General features: G+C 40.6%; 18 protein-coding genes. 10 read left to right on the top strand and 8 right to left on the bottom strand.

From position 1 onward, the window contains the following. Nucleotides 1-10 precede the first annotated feature (10 nt). The 3 genes from MHI60_RS02510 to MHI60_RS02500 all read left to right on the top strand — a co-directional run bounded on the left by MHI60_RS02510 (nucleotide 11) and on the right by MHI60_RS02500 (nucleotide 4,155). Nucleotides 11-2,797, top strand: coding sequence for an AAA family ATPase (locus MHI60_RS02510; RefSeq protein WP_144485600.1), 2,787 nt, complete (start codon nucleotides 11-13; stop codon nucleotides 2,795-2,797). 62 nt (nucleotides 2,798-2,859) lie between these two features. Then, a complete protein-coding gene (gene yhaM / locus MHI60_RS02505) occupies nucleotides 2,860-3,807 on the top strand; it encodes a 3'-5' exoribonuclease YhaM (RefSeq protein ID WP_024425447.1) in 948 nt (315 codons plus the stop codon). Between the two features lie 117 nt (nucleotides 3,808-3,924). Beyond that, a complete protein-coding gene (locus MHI60_RS02500) occupies nucleotides 3,925-4,155 on the top strand; it encodes a sporulation YhaL family protein (protein ID WP_041089925.1) in 231 nt (76 codons plus the stop codon). Nucleotides 4,156-4,208: 53 nt separating this feature from the next. Here the strand turns inward: MHI60_RS02500 and MHI60_RS02495 are convergent, their stop codons facing one another. Beyond that, nucleotides 4,209-5,093 carry a peptidylprolyl isomerase gene (locus MHI60_RS02495; RefSeq protein WP_144485598.1) on the bottom strand — a complete coding sequence of 295 codons (885 nt, stop codon included), beginning with the start codon at nucleotides 5,091-5,093 and terminating at the stop codon, nucleotides 4,209-4,211. A 161-nt stretch (nucleotides 5,094-5,254) separates the two neighbouring features. Between MHI60_RS02495 and MHI60_RS02490 the strand changes: the two genes are divergently transcribed. Both MHI60_RS02490 and MHI60_RS02485 read left to right on the top strand, forming a co-directional pair. Next, the gene (locus MHI60_RS02490; RefSeq protein ID WP_008361129.1) at nucleotides 5,255-5,341 is read left to right on the top strand and encodes a YjcZ family sporulation protein; all 87 of its coding nucleotides are present in this window, start codon (nucleotides 5,255-5,257) and stop codon (nucleotides 5,339-5,341) included. Nucleotides 5,342-5,486: 145 nt separating this feature from the next. After that, nucleotides 5,487-5,576, top strand: coding sequence for a YjcZ family sporulation protein (locus MHI60_RS02485; RefSeq protein WP_017360317.1), 90 nt, complete (start codon nucleotides 5,487-5,489; stop codon nucleotides 5,574-5,576). 51 nt (nucleotides 5,577-5,627) lie between these two features. Here MHI60_RS02485 and MHI60_RS02480 read toward each other — a convergent pair whose 3' ends face one another. After that, nucleotides 5,628-5,813, bottom strand: coding sequence for a hypothetical protein (locus MHI60_RS02480; protein WP_072368131.1), 186 nt, complete (start codon nucleotides 5,811-5,813; stop codon nucleotides 5,628-5,630). An 81-nt stretch (nucleotides 5,814-5,894) separates the two neighbouring features. Continuing rightward, complete coding sequence (locus MHI60_RS02475; protein WP_039177576.1) at nucleotides 5,895-6,416, bottom strand: DUF3267 domain-containing protein; 522 nt, start codon at nucleotides 6,414-6,416, stop codon at nucleotides 5,895-5,897. 232 nt (nucleotides 6,417-6,648) lie between these two features. On the opposite strand from MHI60_RS02475, the gene MHI60_RS02470 reads away from it, so the two are divergent. Beyond that, entirely contained in the window at nucleotides 6,649-6,993 is a 345-nt protein-coding gene (locus tag MHI60_RS02470) for a YhaI family protein (protein WP_144485596.1), read from the top strand. On the opposite strand, the gene MHI60_RS02465 is transcribed toward MHI60_RS02470, so the two are convergent. Further along, complete coding sequence (locus MHI60_RS02465; RefSeq protein ID WP_095408117.1) at nucleotides 6,971-7,591, bottom strand: HTH-type transcriptional regulator Hpr; 621 nt, start codon at nucleotides 7,589-7,591, stop codon at nucleotides 6,971-6,973. The two genes, MHI60_RS02470 and MHI60_RS02465, sit on opposite strands and share 23 nt — an antisense overlap. 187 nt (nucleotides 7,592-7,778) lie before the next feature. Then, nucleotides 7,779-8,135, bottom strand: coding sequence for a YtxH domain-containing protein (locus MHI60_RS02460; RefSeq protein ID WP_144485594.1), 357 nt, complete (start codon nucleotides 8,133-8,135; stop codon nucleotides 7,779-7,781). A gap of 128 nt (nucleotides 8,136-8,263) precedes the next feature. Between MHI60_RS02460 and MHI60_RS02455 the strand changes: the two genes are divergently transcribed. Beyond that, entirely contained in the window at nucleotides 8,264-8,455 is a 192-nt protein-coding gene (locus MHI60_RS02455) for a hypothetical protein (protein ID WP_041117013.1), read from the top strand. Between the two features lie 49 nt (nucleotides 8,456-8,504). Here MHI60_RS02455 and MHI60_RS02450 read toward each other — a convergent pair whose 3' ends face one another. The 3 genes from MHI60_RS02450 to MHI60_RS02440 form a co-directional block, all read right to left on the bottom strand. Continuing rightward, nucleotides 8,505-9,023 carry a tryptophan transporter gene (locus MHI60_RS02450; RefSeq protein ID WP_095408118.1) on the bottom strand — a complete coding sequence of 173 codons (519 nt, stop codon included), beginning with the start codon at nucleotides 9,021-9,023 and terminating at the stop codon, nucleotides 8,505-8,507. Nucleotides 9,024-9,150: 127 nt separating this feature from the next. Further along, nucleotides 9,151-10,230, bottom strand: coding sequence for a 3-phosphoserine/phosphohydroxythreonine transaminase (gene serC / locus MHI60_RS02445; protein WP_144485592.1), 1,080 nt, complete (start codon nucleotides 10,228-10,230; stop codon nucleotides 9,151-9,153). A gap of 284 nt (nucleotides 10,231-10,514) precedes the next feature. Beyond that, nucleotides 10,515-10,943: an HIT family protein gene (locus MHI60_RS02440; RefSeq protein ID WP_024425457.1), complete on the bottom strand. Its 429-nt coding sequence runs from the start codon at nucleotides 10,941-10,943 to the stop codon at nucleotides 10,515-10,517. A 486-nt stretch (nucleotides 10,944-11,429) separates the two neighbouring features. Here MHI60_RS02440 and MHI60_RS02435 point away from each other — a divergent pair, with 486 nt between their 5' ends. Genes MHI60_RS02435 through MHI60_RS02425 form a run of 3 tightly spaced genes read left to right on the top strand, consistent with a single transcriptional unit; the run spans nucleotide 11,430 to nucleotide 14,144 of the window. Next, nucleotides 11,430-12,170 carry an ABC transporter ATP-binding protein gene (locus tag MHI60_RS02435; protein WP_034624026.1) on the top strand — a complete coding sequence of 247 codons (741 nt, stop codon included), beginning with the start codon at nucleotides 11,430-11,432 and terminating at the stop codon, nucleotides 12,168-12,170. Beyond that, nucleotides 12,163-13,383, top strand: coding sequence for an ABC transporter permease (locus MHI60_RS02430; RefSeq protein WP_144485590.1), 1,221 nt, complete (start codon nucleotides 12,163-12,165; stop codon nucleotides 13,381-13,383). Before MHI60_RS02435 ends, MHI60_RS02430 begins: the two co-directional genes overlap by 8 nt. Before the next feature lie 53 nt (nucleotides 13,384-13,436). Then, nucleotides 13,437-14,144 (top strand): EcsC family protein, encoded by a 708-nt coding sequence (locus tag MHI60_RS02425; RefSeq protein WP_144470067.1) that lies wholly within the window; start codon nucleotides 13,437-13,439, stop codon nucleotides 14,142-14,144. The last annotated feature ends 18 nt before the right edge of the window (nucleotides 14,145-14,162 follow it).

Raw genomic sequence — 14,162 nt, 5'->3', positions numbered from 1 at the left:
GAGAGGTATGATGAAAATACGTTCACTCCATATAGCGAATTTCGGGAAATTTTCAAATCGAACCTTTCACTTTTCTGATGACGGTTTTCAGCTTGTTTACGGCCTGAATGAATCGGGGAAAACGACATTGAAGGCGTTTATTGAGTCGATGTTATTTGGTTTATCTAAAAATAAGATGTACAAGCCGAAACAAGGATCTTTCTATGGTGGGTCCCTCACTTGCTTAGATGAGGAGTTAGGTGTCATTCACATTGAGAGATCGTCTGATCGAGGCGGTCAAGCACAGGTGTTTTTACCAAATGGTGAAGTGAAAGACGAAGCATTTCTACGCACTCTTTTAAAGGGAACGGATCGCAGATTATTTCAATCAATCTATTCATTTGATGTGTTTGGACTGCAAAATGTCCAAGCCTTAAACGAAGATCAAATCGGTGAATTCCTCCTTTTCTCAAGTTTATTTGGCTCAGATGCGGCTTCCAAGATGGATAGCAGGCTGCTTAAGCAGCAGGAGCAGCTGTTTAAACCAAATGGACGTAAGCCGGAATTAAACCAGCAGCTTGATCGTTTAAAAGAGCTCAAAGGCCAGCTGAAACAAGCTAGATTGGCAGAAGGCCGTTATACAGAAAAAAAACGGGAGCATTCTGAATTAATAGAGACTATCGCAGCGCTTCAAAAGGAAATGAAGCAGACAGAAGAACAGATTCAGCAGTTAACTGAACACATTCAACTTTATCCCATGATAGAGAAGAAGATGGAGTTAAAAAAAGAATTAGCCCGTTATCCAGAACGAGTCAAACGCTTTAAAGCAGAAACAGAGCATGAATTGGATAAATTAGAATCACACCTTCACCCGAAAAAGGCTCAAATGGCTGCACTAAAGCAAAAATTAGATCATATGCAAACCTCGCTGGCCCAAATTCAACCGCTTCATGACAAGGATACGTTACTGGAGATGAAGCGTGTCGTTGATGAATCATCTCATGCTGAACTTGTCAAAAATCGCTTAGCAGAATGTAAAGCAGAACGTGATTCATTGAAACAAAAAATGGACGAAGCCGCAGCGAAGCTGAAGTGGCAGCGTTCAATCAAGCTCGATGAGATCGACGACTCCCTTGAATTTGAGTGGGAATTAAAGGAGGCTGTCAGCCAATACGTTCGTTTAATGGACAGAAAGGCACAGCTGGATGACCGGTTTGATCATGCAAGACATGAGCTGGAAGAAGCGGAAACCGCTTTAAAAGGGTTAAAAGAACAGCAGGCCAAACCACATAGTACAGTGGAAACTTGGGGGACAAGAGCAAAAGAGAAACAGGCTCATTCCCGGGCGTGGTTATTTCCTGTGATGGTGATGTTCGATGCTGCATTTCTGCTTGTCCTCTTCTTTTTAACAGAGTGGTGGGTTACTTTCTTATTTGCGGGATTTTCTGTTTTTGTCTTCTTTGCTATTTACCCATTTTTGAAATCGACACAGGTGAAACAGGGAAGCGGCGGGGGAACATTCGATTCCTTCCAAGTACAGGAAGCTTCAGCTGAAACGCTTGTGAGGCAGAAGGAGCTTTTGTACGAAAGGATCATCCGGCAATATGAAGACTGGGAGAAGGAGCTGGAACCTGTCCAGCAGCAAGTAGAGGAAAAGAAAAGACAGCTGGGCTTGTCCTCAGAGCTTTCTTTCCTAGTAGAAGCCTTTCTTATCCTAAAGCAATTAAAAACGAATACAGCGGGATATGAGGAGCTTAGCCGGGAAATAGACGAGCTTGCCGGCCAGCAATCCAACTATGAGCACAGAGTGGAAGCGTTAAGCAGTCTTCTTCAACGAAAGGAAGGCACCATTCAAGAGCATATCTCGGCCTTTCAAGAGATATTGAAAGATGAAGCGAAAAGAGAAAAAGAACGTCAGACATTGGATGTATCGATTCAACATGTGAAGCAGCAGCTCACGACGCTAGAAGGGGAAATTCACTATTACGAAAAACAAATGGACGCGCTTTTTCGTCAAGTAGAGGCAGAGTCCAAAAAAGATTACCAAATTCTTTCTCATCTATCGAAAGAATATCGGGAACGGCTTTCCCATTTGCAGCAGCTGAATCAAGAACTTCATAGAAGCGGCTGTTTTAATGAGGAAGAATCGATTGTTCGCAAAGGATTGCGTTTTCTTGAAGAGGAGTGTGCGGAAGCGAAGCAGCACTTGAATAACTTACAATTGAATGCGGCGAATATGGAAAAACGCCTGGCAGAACGAGCAGTGGAAATCCGGCAAATAGAAGCTTCGGGTACGGTGTCTGATTTGACTCATCAGCTTGCAGCTGAGCAGGAGCAGGCAAAGCACCTTGCGAAAAAATGGGCGGCAATTCAGCTTGTTCGCTCCGTCATTCGAGAAAAATTGAATGAACATAAAGAAAAAAGGCTGCCAGCTCTGCTGCAAACAGCCTCCCGCTTTATTCAGCCGTTAACGAATGATCGATATGAAGCCATTTTATTTTCACCCGAGGATGACCGGCTGATCGTGAAAAGGATGGATGGACGAATATTCCGCCCAGAGGAGCTCTCACAGGCAACATGTGAACAAGTCTATCTGGCCATTCGTTTTGCACTCGCCTTGTCTCATCAGCAGGAATGTCAGCTTCCGTTTATGATGGATGACAGCTTCGTTCATTTTGATCATGTTCGTCTAGGAAGAGTGCTGGAGCTGATGAATGAACTCACGCGTTTTGAAACACAGCTGTTTTATTTCACCTGTCATCAGCATATGGCGAAGGCAGCAGAACATGGACAGATTACGAGTTTAGCAGTTGAATGATTGACAAATAATGACTTATGTTATACTTATATGAGCAGAAACATGGAAGGAGCTTTTATTGAATGGCTAAAGGGATCATGACCTATGATGTCGGCGAACAAGTTGACCTGCATTTATTAATTAAATCATCTACTAAAGGGATTGCAAGTAATGGCAAACCATTTTTAACGCTCATTCTTCAAGATCAAAGTGGAGATATTGAGGCGAAACTATGGGATGCAAAGCAGAATGATGAAATCACCTATGGCCCGCAAACCATCGTGAAGGTAGTAGGCGACATTCATCATTATCGCGGGAGGAATCAGCTGAAGCTTAGGAATATACGCCCTGTTGCTGAAAACGAGCAAATTCGAATTGATGACTTTCTCGAAACAGCTCCTATTCCAAAACACGATATGATGGATACGATTATGCAATATATCTTTGATATGAAAAACCCTAATATTCAGCGCGTTACAAGGCATTTGCTGAAAAAATACGGACAGGAATTTGCTGATTATCCAGCAGCGACAAAAAATCATCACGAATTTGTCTCTGGACTCGCCTATCATGTGGTGTCCATGCTGCATTTAGCAAAATCCATTGTTGACCTATATCCATCACTAGATCGAGACCTTTTATATTCAGGCATTATTCTTCATGATTTAGGGAAAGTCAAAGAGCTATCGGGTCCAGTCTCCACCACGTATACAGTGGAAGGCAATTTAATTGGCCACATTTCCATTATGGTGACAGAAATTGCGAAAGCTGCGGAAGAGCTTAGCATTGATTCAGAAGAAATTCTCATTTTACAGCACTTAGTCCTGAGTCATCACGGAAAAGGAGAATGGGGCAGCCCGAAACCACCAATGGTGAAAGAAGCTGAAATTCTCCACTATATTGATAATTTAGATGCGAAAATGAACATGATGGATCGTGCGCTTGAGCATGTGAAACCAGGAGAATATACAGAACGTATTTTTGCACTTGAGAATCGTTCGTTTTATAAACCAACCTTCCATCACGAATAATCATGTCAAAACGTCCGTTTATGCGGGCGTTTTTTTTCATAACTTGTCTTCTTTTCGCATAAGCATGTAACACAAAGGAAGAGAGGAATGTCCTTAAGAAAAGGAGGCGATGAAAAAATGTTGTTTTTTCCGTGGTGGGTGTATGCATGTATTATCGGCATTATTTTCTGTGCGTATAAATTAATGACAACAGCCAAAGAGGAGCAAGAAATTGATCAATCCTTTATTGAAAAGGAAGGAGAAATTTTTATCGAGCGAATGGAACAGGAAAGAGAGCGCAGACGTCAGGATCAGCAGGTGAAAAGATCACAGGATACTGCGGCACATGAAGATCATTCGATTGCTTAATCTCGTCATACAAAAACCCCTCTGCACGATTACGGCAGAGGGGTTTTTTGTGATTACTGGTTTTGTTGTGTCTGCTGATTTTGTGCAGGCTGTTCAGATTTTTCTTTGAACGTTTTTTGAAGCTCTTTATCTTTTACTTTCACATCAGCATCTTTTACCAATTTGTTTAAGATGGTTTGGATTTCATTTGTGTCTGCTTGTTTTTGGTCCAGCAGTTCTTTTTTCAAGTCTGCTTTCATGTCATCGTATTTACCGCGTTCTTCGGTCTTTTTAATGATATGGTAGCCGAATTGGGATTTCACTGGCTTGCTGATTTCATTTACTTTTAGTTTGAAAGCAGCTTTGCTGAAGTTCTCGTCCATTTGGCCTTCTTTTGCGAACCAGCCTACATCGCCACCTTGTGCTGCTGAAGCTGTATCAGTTGAATATTCAGAGACAAGGGCATCCCATTTTTCACCTTTATCTAATTTCTTTTCCACTTCGTCAGCTGTTTTCTTATCAGCTACTAAAATGTGGCTTGCGCGGATTTTCCCTTTAAGGTCATCATAATATGCTTTTACTTCTTTATCAGTGATTTTGATGTTAGCTTTGGCAGCCTTTTGAGTCAGCAGCTCATATTTCACTTGATCTTTGATGTAATCTTTACCGAATTCATCTTGAAGCTGTTTTAAACGATCTTCACCAAGTGTCTTTTTATATTCTTCCAATTTCTTATCAATTTCTTTATCAGATACTTTGTATTTGTCAGCAAGAACCTTTTGTTGAACAAGTAGATTTAGAGCATCTCCACCTGCTTGTTTCTTAAGAGTTGTATAAAGTTCTCCTTTTGTGACATCTCCTGATTTTGTTGTTGCGATCACATCTTTATCACCGCTACTGCATGCGCCAAGAGTTAAAACACTTACTGCTGTTACAGCTGCTAAAGCCATTTTTTTCATTCAAAAAACACTCCTAATCTTTCCAATTTATTTATCATTGCTTGTATCATAACATATTGTGACATGCTGTAAAAAGAAATGCAAATGGAAGGGCATTCGTCTAGTCAAAAAATTGCGCGCGACATACACATATATTGATCACAAAAAGGAGGCTGAATTATATGGGAGCAGGATATTCTAATGGGTTTGCTTTATTGGTCGTGCTATTCATTTTGCTGATCATCGTTGGTGCAGCATATCTTTACTAATTAAATCGCTGTGACAGAAGGGAGCCGTCCTGCCGTGCGTAAGGGCGGTTCTTTTTTCAAACGATGACAGGTGCCTAAACGTTTTTAATTTTTCTGCATACACTGAGCTTAGAACAGAGGAAGAACTGGCAGGAGGTGTTTTCACATGGGAGGAGAAGTCTTTGCAGGCGGTTTTGCACTAGTCGTCGTATTATTCATCTTATTAATCATCATCGGTGCATCTTGGATTTGCTAATTAACATATACACAAAAAGCTGCCCTCAAACTGGCAGCTTTTGCTTTGATCTTAAATAGAAATGGTAATTTCAACAAATGATGAGATAAGTAAGATCAGTATCGATACATTGATAAAGCGAAACACCTTATCTTGCCGTTCTTCAGGAATCTCTCTGACAAGGCATAATGTATTAGTAAGCCTGTTTATTGAATACACAATAAACGCGGCAAAGACGATGAAGTAAAATAAAACTATCGGAGATCCCCCCTCTCTATGCTATTCCCATACTACATTACCAAATTTTTTATGAAAAAGATAGAAGTTGGCTTAAAAACCTCATGATGAGGAAGTTTGGTCAACTAAAATATCAAACTCGTCTTGAGCTTGATCGATGATGCAGGATTTAGGTGCTTTGAGCAGCTTCCATGCAAATAAAAAGTCAGGCAAACAATAGCCTGCATGTATACTTGCGATGATGATAAAATAGTGTGCGTACATGGGAAACGCCACGCCTAACACAAAGTAAACCGGTGAGATGACACAAAACGGGCTGAGAAGTGAAAAGAGCATCACTTTCTTAGGCACGCGCTGCCAGCAATTTCGTTTCATAAATAGCGTCATTTTTTTCTTGTTTTTCATCACTGGGATCAGGTGAACCACACGGTGGACAAGCAATGTCACAAGTAAGAGCACGGCAAATAGCGGTGCGTTATGGCTGCTTAGCCTCGTTTCAGGATGAGTCAGTTGAAAACATAAAAATGCCATAATGAAAAAAAGGATAGCAAGACTTATGGCTGAAATCATCATTCTCGTATAACCATAATCCTTTTCAAGATTAATGGTCTTCCAACAATTCATTTTTCATCCTTCCAATCTAAAAATCGAATTGAATATCTCAAGATAATTTACTCTTCCTGAGGATAAAAATCAATGGTTTTGGTGAAAAAAAATAAAATGCTGCCTTCAAATGGAATAAAGAGAGGAAACTTTGGGTTTTTCAAGAAAAAAGAACAGAAGGGGGAGGTTCGTCTCTTTCGTCAATGAGTAATTTCGGCTAAAATAGAAGGACTAAGAGAAAGAGGGAACGTACATGAGTATTGAGGAACGAATGAGCCAGCTTGAATATTATATGGAACTTTTATTGACGACAGCCGATATGAGCCGTTATCCATATTATGCGTTATTGATCAGGCAGCGTGTATCGAAAGAAGAGGCAGAGGAAATTGAGCGTATTTGTGCTGAGCTTTCAGAGGAAATAGATAAGCAAAAAGCACAAGGCTACGTCATGTTTGACGATCTCCTTGCGCTCTTTGCGGGACAGTTAATTGAAAAGCTGGATGTTCATGAGACGATATTTGCTTTGCATGATCAAGGGCTGTTTCAGCCGCTAATGAATGAATTTATAAAGATCATTAAACAATTTGATTTGTTTTAGCCGCTTTTTCTGCTGCGTCTGCTGAGTCTTCAAGTTCTTCAGTCTTTTTCGTTACTTTTCCTCGCTCATTCAAAAAGTCCTTCTCAATGTTTGAAAACGATTTCTCAAAAATCTCCATGAAATCCTCGCCATAAATGTTTCGGATGATACACATCATTTCTAAAATCTCAGGGAACTTTCCGTAAATGTCATGAAGCGGCTGTGCGCCTTTGACAATACCAGTTCGGGCCGGGTCATAATCTTCGAGTAGTTTATGGAATGTCTCTTCGCCTTTTGGCGTTAGCTCAATATACGTATTGCGTTTATCGTTTAACTTTTTAGAAAATTTTAAAAATCCTCGTTCCTCCAGTTTCTTGGAGAAGTTAAACGCCGTTGATACATGCATGACGCCAAACTTTGCAATTTCTGATATTGAAGCTCCTTTTAATTGATACGCAATCCACAAAATATGATGTTCATTGATATTTAGGTTATACGGTTTGATCCACTGCTGCCAGTCCTTTTCAATGGATTTCCAAAGAGCTTTGCTCAATTGGGCCATTCTTTGACTGAATAAAAGTGCTTCTTTTACATCGAAAGGCTGTTCCGAATGATTCATCCATTTCACCTACTTCTCTTTTTCTTGTAATTCTATTATGCCAATAAAATAAAGATTAATAAAGCTGAAAATTCAAGAATTTTTAAAAGTCATGAAAAACATTGACAAAATAACCTTTTTTCAACAAAAAAAGTGCGGGATACGCACCCCGCACACTTTTGTAAACGAATATTTTTTTGTGAGTATATTAGTTTTGTAAGGTTTTCTCCAGTTGTTTGAGCTTTTCCTCAATTTCCTGAATTTCCTTTTGTAAGTCCTGTTGATGAGGTTTGATTTCTTCGCACCATTGCTGAATCGATGTTTGCAATTCAGACCCGACTTCTTTAATCACCTCTGCGCTTTCTTTTGCTGTTTCCACAATTTGCTCTTTTAAAGCTTGTCCATCTCTTTTTAATTTTGTCAGCGTATCTTCGAATTTGTCATAGCCATCTTTCATCTTTCCGCGCACATCTCTGCCAGAAGAGGGAGTCGTCAGGAGCACTGCCGCACCTCCGAGGAGACCGCCTACAAATAATCCTGTTAATAAAGAACGTCCACTAGCCATTCAAATCACCTCTAGTCAAATTTTACACATTCGCATGTTCTCTCTGAGCTGACGATCAGCTTCATTGAACTTCCATACATAGCTTGCTTTATTTTAGCATACTTTTGAAGAAAAGGGAGGGGAGAAGGTTGTCTGTCTTTCTGTTCGTTTTTATGTGTATCGGCATCGTTTTTACAGTTGGTTCTATTCATTATGCAAGACAGCTTGGGTATGCAGGGTCTTATCCGCCAAAACATGTCTTAAAGCAAAAAGCACTTGTGTGTGCGGCAGGTGCAGGGATTTCGCTCCTCATTTTGCTGCTGACCCTTTTTCTTTTATAAAAGCATGAAAAAAACCTCTTCATCTATCATGAAGAGGTTCGGTTATTCGTTAAGCAACTTCTATCATTCTTGCACGTCTCAAAATGGACTGAGCAATTGGGAAGACAAATACCATAGCAATGGTATTAATCACGGCTGCTGGCAGGACCACGCCCACAAGAAGTGCCGGTAATGCAGCTGGCAGTCCAGTGATCAGTAAAGCGGCAGATAGGAAAATCACACCGGATACGATCGTTCCAATCGCAGTTAACGCAGCGGTCAGCACCACTTTGTTCTTTATCTTCAAGCAAGATAAGAAAAGGGCTAGGAAGATAAAGGCTGTTACTGGCTTATCAATCATATTCGGAATTTGTCCGCCTGGAAATCCCGTTGTTAATGCAGAAATGACACCAGTCACTAGCGCAATCACGACGACATGCTGTACCTTTGGAAAAAGGATGATGCTTAAAAACATCATGACCAGCATCATATCAGGTTTCATTCCGAAAAAGATGGGCGGGAAAATCGTATGCAAAACAGCTCCCATTGCTGCAAGCAATGACATAATCACTAATTCTTTTGTTTTCATTTCTATGCTCTCCTCTGCTAAGCTCTTATAGGACTCTCCAATAATATGGCTCATCATTTATTGCAAGAGTCATGACTTTATATTTCTCGTTATTATAACAAATTTATTTCTCTATAGAAAAGCCTTTTTACTCATTTTCTTGCTGGAACTTTTTCATAAAGTCCGCAAGCTTTTGGCAGTCTTCAATTGAGACCGCATTGTAAATAGATGCTCTGCATCCGCCAACAGAACGGTGGCCGGAAAGTCCAACCATTTGCTCTTGCTTTGCTTTTTCCACAAAGGATGACGTAAGTGCATCATCGCGAAGAGTAAAGGTGACATTCATATGCGAACGGCTGTCAGGACGCGCATGTCCTTGATAAAAACCGCCGCTTTGATCAATTGTATCATAGAGAATGCCTGCTTTTTGTTCATTGCGTTTTTCCGCTGCTTCTACACCGCCAGCATGTTTGACATGCTCAAGGACAAGTGACAGCATATAAATCGCAAAAGTCGGTGGTGTATGGTAAAGAGAATTGGCTTTTGCGTGTGTTGAATATTTTAATATTTTTGGCGTGCTGCTTTTCTCTTTCTCTAATAAACGTTTGCGCGCAATCACAATCGTGATACCTGAAGGCCCTAGGTTTTTTTGTGCCCCGGCATAGATGAAATCAAATGAAGAAACGTCTATTTTCTTGCTGAGAATGTCACTGGACATATCCGCAATGAGCGGGAGTGACGTGTTCGGGAACGTTTTCCACTGAGTGCCGAAGATCGTATTGTTCGATGTGATGTGTAAGTAAGCACCATCTGTTAAATCGGAAGCATCTACTTCTGGAATATACGAGTAGTTGTCATCTTCACTTGAAGCAAGCACAGATGTCTGACCAAACCCTTTTGCTTCTGACAATGCTTTTTCAGACCAAGCGCCTGTTTGAATGAAATGAGCTGTTTCGCCTTCATGTAAAAAGTTCATAGGAATCATCGCAAATTGAAGACTAGCTCCGCCTTGTAAAAAGAGGACTTCATAATCTTCTGGAATGTCCATCAGTTCCACCAAAAGCGCTTTTGCTTTATTGTGTACTTCTTCATATTCACCGCTGCGATGAGAAAGCTCCATCACAGACATCCCAGTCTGTTTAAAATCAACAAGTTCTTCCTGTGCTTTTTGAAGCACTTCTAGCGGCAGTGCCGCCGGACCAGCATTAAAATTCGTCGTTCGCTTCATCACAATCTCTCCCTATTTCTCGCGTTAATGGATCAAAAGATAAAACCATCCTATCACAAATTTGAAGCATTTGGACAAAAAATTTGAATCGTTCAAAATATCTTACTATTAGGAGATGGAAGCAATGAAAAGGGGCAAAAATAAGAAATACCTCATCTGTTAAGATGAGGTACAGATTGTTGACAAAGGGCTAAAATGATCTTTATTTTAGCCCTTTGTCTTCTTTTCAGCGCGCAGAGCTGACAACGAATGCGAGGGTTTGTCTACACGCTGAACCTCATCTGTTAAGATGAGGTAAGCCGTGTGTGAATAGCAGAAGAAATGTCTTTTAAATCCTCTGACGTGTATTGATCTTGATGTGATTTCCATACGGCACCAAAGCCATCGCCTTTTCCGTAGCGCGGAATGATATGCATATGGTAATGGAACACGGATTGTCCGGCTTTTTCACCGTTGTTGTTCAGGAGGTTTAACCCAATTGGTTCAAACTCCTGTTTGATCGCCCTTGCAATTTTCGGTATCGCTTGGAAGTAGTGGTTAGATACTTCTGGTGTCATCTCGTAGATATTTTCTTTATGTATTTTCGGGATTACAAGGGTATGTCCTTTTGTTACTTGGCTGATATCAAGAAAAGCCAATACATGCTCGTCTTCATATACTTTTGCACATGGAATGTCTCCATCAATGATCTTGCAAAAAATGCAGTCGCTCACGCCATGTCACTCCTCATTATTTTTCCTTTATCGTATCACAAAAAGAAGCAAAAAAGAAAACAGGACAAGCGAACTCCTTTGGTCGCTCATCCTGCTCCTGCAGAAGAAATGCTGATGCTTTCATTCGAATGCCTTTTGAATTCTCTATTTACTGAAATAAAGAATTCATATGCCTGCTATTTCTGCCGTAAACACCTCATTTGACGTTTTGGTTTGTCGTATACATATTGTATAGGACACAAAAATCAAGAATCAGTGAAGCAAAACAGAAGCTAAGGTTTTTAGATGAAAAACCAACTTGTCATGCGGTTCTTTGCCTTTAACAAACACCTCATTTACTTATTGGTCATCAAGTTCATTTCTTCTACATACATTATGATGACCAAAGCGCGTATTTTCTATTCATGACTCGTCTATAGGTAAACATTTCAAATTATCATTCGTTTTTGTTACTATAAAGGAAAAAAGAAAGAAAGGAACGAATTCATGTCCCTTCTCACTGTAAAAGATGTAACGGGTGGATATACGAAGAATCCCGTTCTAAAAAATATTTCATTTGAATTAGAAAGAAATCAAATCGTCGGTCTCATTGGCTTAAACGGGGCGGGGAAAAGTACAACCATCCGCCATATTATCGGGCTCATGAAACCGCATAAAGGTGTCATTGAATTGAATGGACGAACCCTTCAAGACGACCAAGAGGCGTATCGTTCACAATTTACGTTTATTCCTGAAACACCTGTTTTATATGAAGAATTAACGTTAAAAGAGCATTTAGAGCTGACCGCGATGGCTTACGGTCTATCAAAGGAACAATTAGACGAACGTCTGCCATCATTGCTGAAAGAATTTCGAATGGAGAAACGGCTGAAATGGTTCCCTGCTCATTTTTCAAAAGGAATGAAGCAGAAGGTCATGATTATGTGTGCATTCCTTGTTGAACCAGAGCTGTATATCATCGATGAACCGTTTTTAGGGCTTGATCCTCTTGCGATCAATGCACTGCTTGAACGGATGAATGCTGCGAAGAAAAGCGGCGCTAGTGTCCTGATGTCAACGCATATTTTGGCGACAGCTGAGCGCTATTGTGATTCCTTCATTATTTTGCACGAAGGGGAAATCAGAGCGAAAGGAACACTGACAGAGCTGAGAGAACAGTTCAATATGAGAGATGCGACACTCGATGATCTTTATTTGGAATTAACAAAGGAAGAAAGCTATGAGTAAAACAACACAAACCATTTGGAAATCAAGATTAGAGGAACACGTACAAGAAACAAGAAAATACTTAAAATACATGTTCAACGATCATCTTGTCATTGTGCTCATTTTTTTCCTTGCAGGCGGAGCAAGCTGGTACAGCAGCTGGCTTAAACATATTCCGGCTCACTTCCCATCTTACTGGGTGATGGCAGTTGTTTTCTCATTGGTACTCACAAGCTCATACGTACGTACGTTGATTAAAGAAGCCGATCTCGTGTTTTTGCTTCCTTTGGAAGGGAAGATGGAGCCTTACTTAAAACAAGCTTTTAACTTCAGCTTCATTTCTCAGCTGTTTCCTCTCATTGCTGTATCCATTGTCGCACTTCCGCTTTATTCGGCGGTGTCTTCAGGAGGCATCACGGGGTATGTGCTGATACTGGCGCAAATGATCTTAATAAAGGGCCTTAATACAGCCATACAATGGAGAATCACTTATTTTCAAGGGAAACACGTAAGATGGCTCGATGCAGCTCTTCGTTTTCTATTAAATGTGATGTTGATCTACACCGTTTTACAGGCAGCCTATGCGATTGCAATTGTTTTTTATCTTATCTATGGTGTCTATCTCGTCTACTTAACAAATGCAGTGAAAAAACAGCCCTTTCAATGGGAAATGCATATTTCTGATGAATTAAAACGGAAGCAGCGTTTTTATCGTTTGGCAAACTTATTTACAGATGTGCCTCACTTAAAGAAACAGGTGAAAAGAAGAGCATACATGGACTGGATTATGAAGTTTGTTCCTTACGATCAGCGTAAAACTTTTTCTTATATGTATGTGAGGGCGTTTGTACGCTCAAATGACTATTTCGGTCTCGTGTTTAGATTAACGGCCGTGTTTGTCCTGATTATTTTGTATACAGGTGCAGCAGGCTGGGTGGGTGCGTTACTTGTCTTGTTCACAGTATTTATCACAGGTGTACAGCTTGTGCCGTTAACGAAGCACTTTGCTCATCTTTCATTACAGGCACTTTATCCTGTTTCTCAAAAAGAAAAGCATCGAAGCTTTTTTGTTCTCGTCCGTAATGTGCTGATCATTCAATCAATCTTGCTGAGCTGTGCGGTACTTCCAGCAGGAGGCTGGCAGGGAAGCGGACTGGCCCTTCTCATTTCTTTAGCGTTTGTGCTTGTCCTCTTTAAGCCTTACGTACAAAGCAGGTTAAAAAAGATGAGATAAGTGGAGATATGTTTTTTACAGCGAGCGTATGATGACATCAAGGAGGGGACCGGATGAATGCAGCTGAACGGGAGTTGTATGAAGAAGCCATTCTTTTTCAAACACGTTTTTTAAGAAAACCATCAAAGATCGAACGGTTTTCAAAAGGAGTTCAGCAGCAGGTGAACCGCCGAATTCCTGCCAGGTTTCATCAAGTCATCACAAGTGCGATTAAAACAATGGTTGAATCCACCGTATCAGGATCACACTTCACTTCATTTTCAGTGATTGATGAACAATTATCGATTGTAGAACGAAATGAACTGGCAAAAGATAAAGTGAAGTATTACCAAAAGGCGGCTGCCATCGAAGGGATTGGAACAGGTGCAGGCGGTTTATTTCTCGGAATGGCAGACTTTCCGCTGCTGCTGAGTATAAAGATGAAATGCCTTTATGAGCTGGCAAGTATATATGGCTTTGATTTATCTCAAAAGGAGGAAAGACTCTTTTTGCTCTGTATATTTCAACTCGCCTTTTCCAGCAGTGCACATCGTCAAAAAATGATGAAGATCATAGATGATTGGGAAACGAGCCGCGAGGAAATGGATTGGTACAGCTTTCAGCAGGAGTATCGAGATTACATTGATCTTGTGAAGCTGTTTCAATTAATGCCGGTCGTCGGAGCCGCTGTTGGCGGGGTGGCGAATCATCAGCTGACAGGACAGCTCGGAGATGTCGCACGCCATGTGTTTCACTTGCGAATATTGAAAGAAATGAAATAGAAAAGCCGCTGAGGACAG

Source organism: Bacillus sp. FSL K6-3200, assembly GCF_038630485.1.
Taxonomy (GTDB): Bacteria; Bacillota; Bacilli; order Bacillales; family Bacillaceae; genus Bacillus; species Bacillus safensis.
Note: the sequence above shows the minus strand (reverse complement) of the source record. Positions and strands in the feature narration are given on the sequence as shown.

Bases quoted from the DNA above. Each gene is read 5' to 3' on its own strand.
- MHI60_RS02490 (WP_008361129.1), top strand. From the start codon at position 5,255: ATGGGAGCAGGATATTCTAATGGGTTTGCTTTATTGGTCGTGCTATTC.
- MHI60_RS02460 (WP_144485594.1), bottom strand. From the start codon at position 8,135: ATGGCTAGTGGACGTTCTTTATTAACAGGATTATTTGTAGGCGGTCTC.
- MHI60_RS02510 (WP_144485600.1), top strand. From the start codon at position 11: ATGAAAATACGTTCACTCCATATAGCGAATTTCGGGAAATTTTCAAAT.
- MHI60_RS02475 (WP_039177576.1), bottom strand. From the start codon at position 6,416: ATGAATTGTTGGAAGACCATTAATCTTGAAAAGGATTATGGTTATACG.
- MHI60_RS02450 (WP_095408118.1), bottom strand. From the start codon at position 9,023: ATGAAAACAAAAGAATTAGTGATTATGTCATTGCTTGCAGCAATGGGA.
- MHI60_RS02485 (WP_017360317.1), top strand. From the start codon at position 5,487: ATGGGAGGAGAAGTCTTTGCAGGCGGTTTTGCACTAGTCGTCGTATTA.
- MHI60_RS02465 (WP_095408117.1), bottom strand. From the start codon at position 7,591: ATGAATCATTCGGAACAGCCTTTCGATGTAAAAGAAGCACTTTTATTC.
- MHI60_RS02500 (WP_041089925.1), top strand. From the start codon at position 3,925: ATGTTGTTTTTTCCGTGGTGGGTGTATGCATGTATTATCGGCATTATT.
- MHI60_RS02495 (WP_144485598.1), bottom strand. From the start codon at position 5,093: ATGAAAAAAATGGCTTTAGCAGCTGTAACAGCAGTAAGTGTTTTAACT.
- serC (WP_144485592.1), bottom strand. From the start codon at position 10,230: ATGAAGCGAACGACGAATTTTAATGCTGGTCCGGCGGCACTGCCGCTA.
- MHI60_RS02430 (WP_144485590.1), top strand. From the start codon at position 12,163: ATGAGTAAAACAACACAAACCATTTGGAAATCAAGATTAGAGGAACAC.
- yhaM (WP_024425447.1), top strand. From the start codon at position 2,860: ATGGCTAAAGGGATCATGACCTATGATGTCGGCGAACAAGTTGACCTG.
- MHI60_RS02425 (WP_144470067.1), top strand. From the start codon at position 13,437: ATGAATGCAGCTGAACGGGAGTTGTATGAAGAAGCCATTCTTTTTCAA.
- MHI60_RS02435 (WP_034624026.1), top strand. From the start codon at position 11,430: ATGTCCCTTCTCACTGTAAAAGATGTAACGGGTGGATATACGAAGAAT.
- MHI60_RS02470 (WP_144485596.1), top strand. From the start codon at position 6,649: ATGAGTATTGAGGAACGAATGAGCCAGCTTGAATATTATATGGAACTT.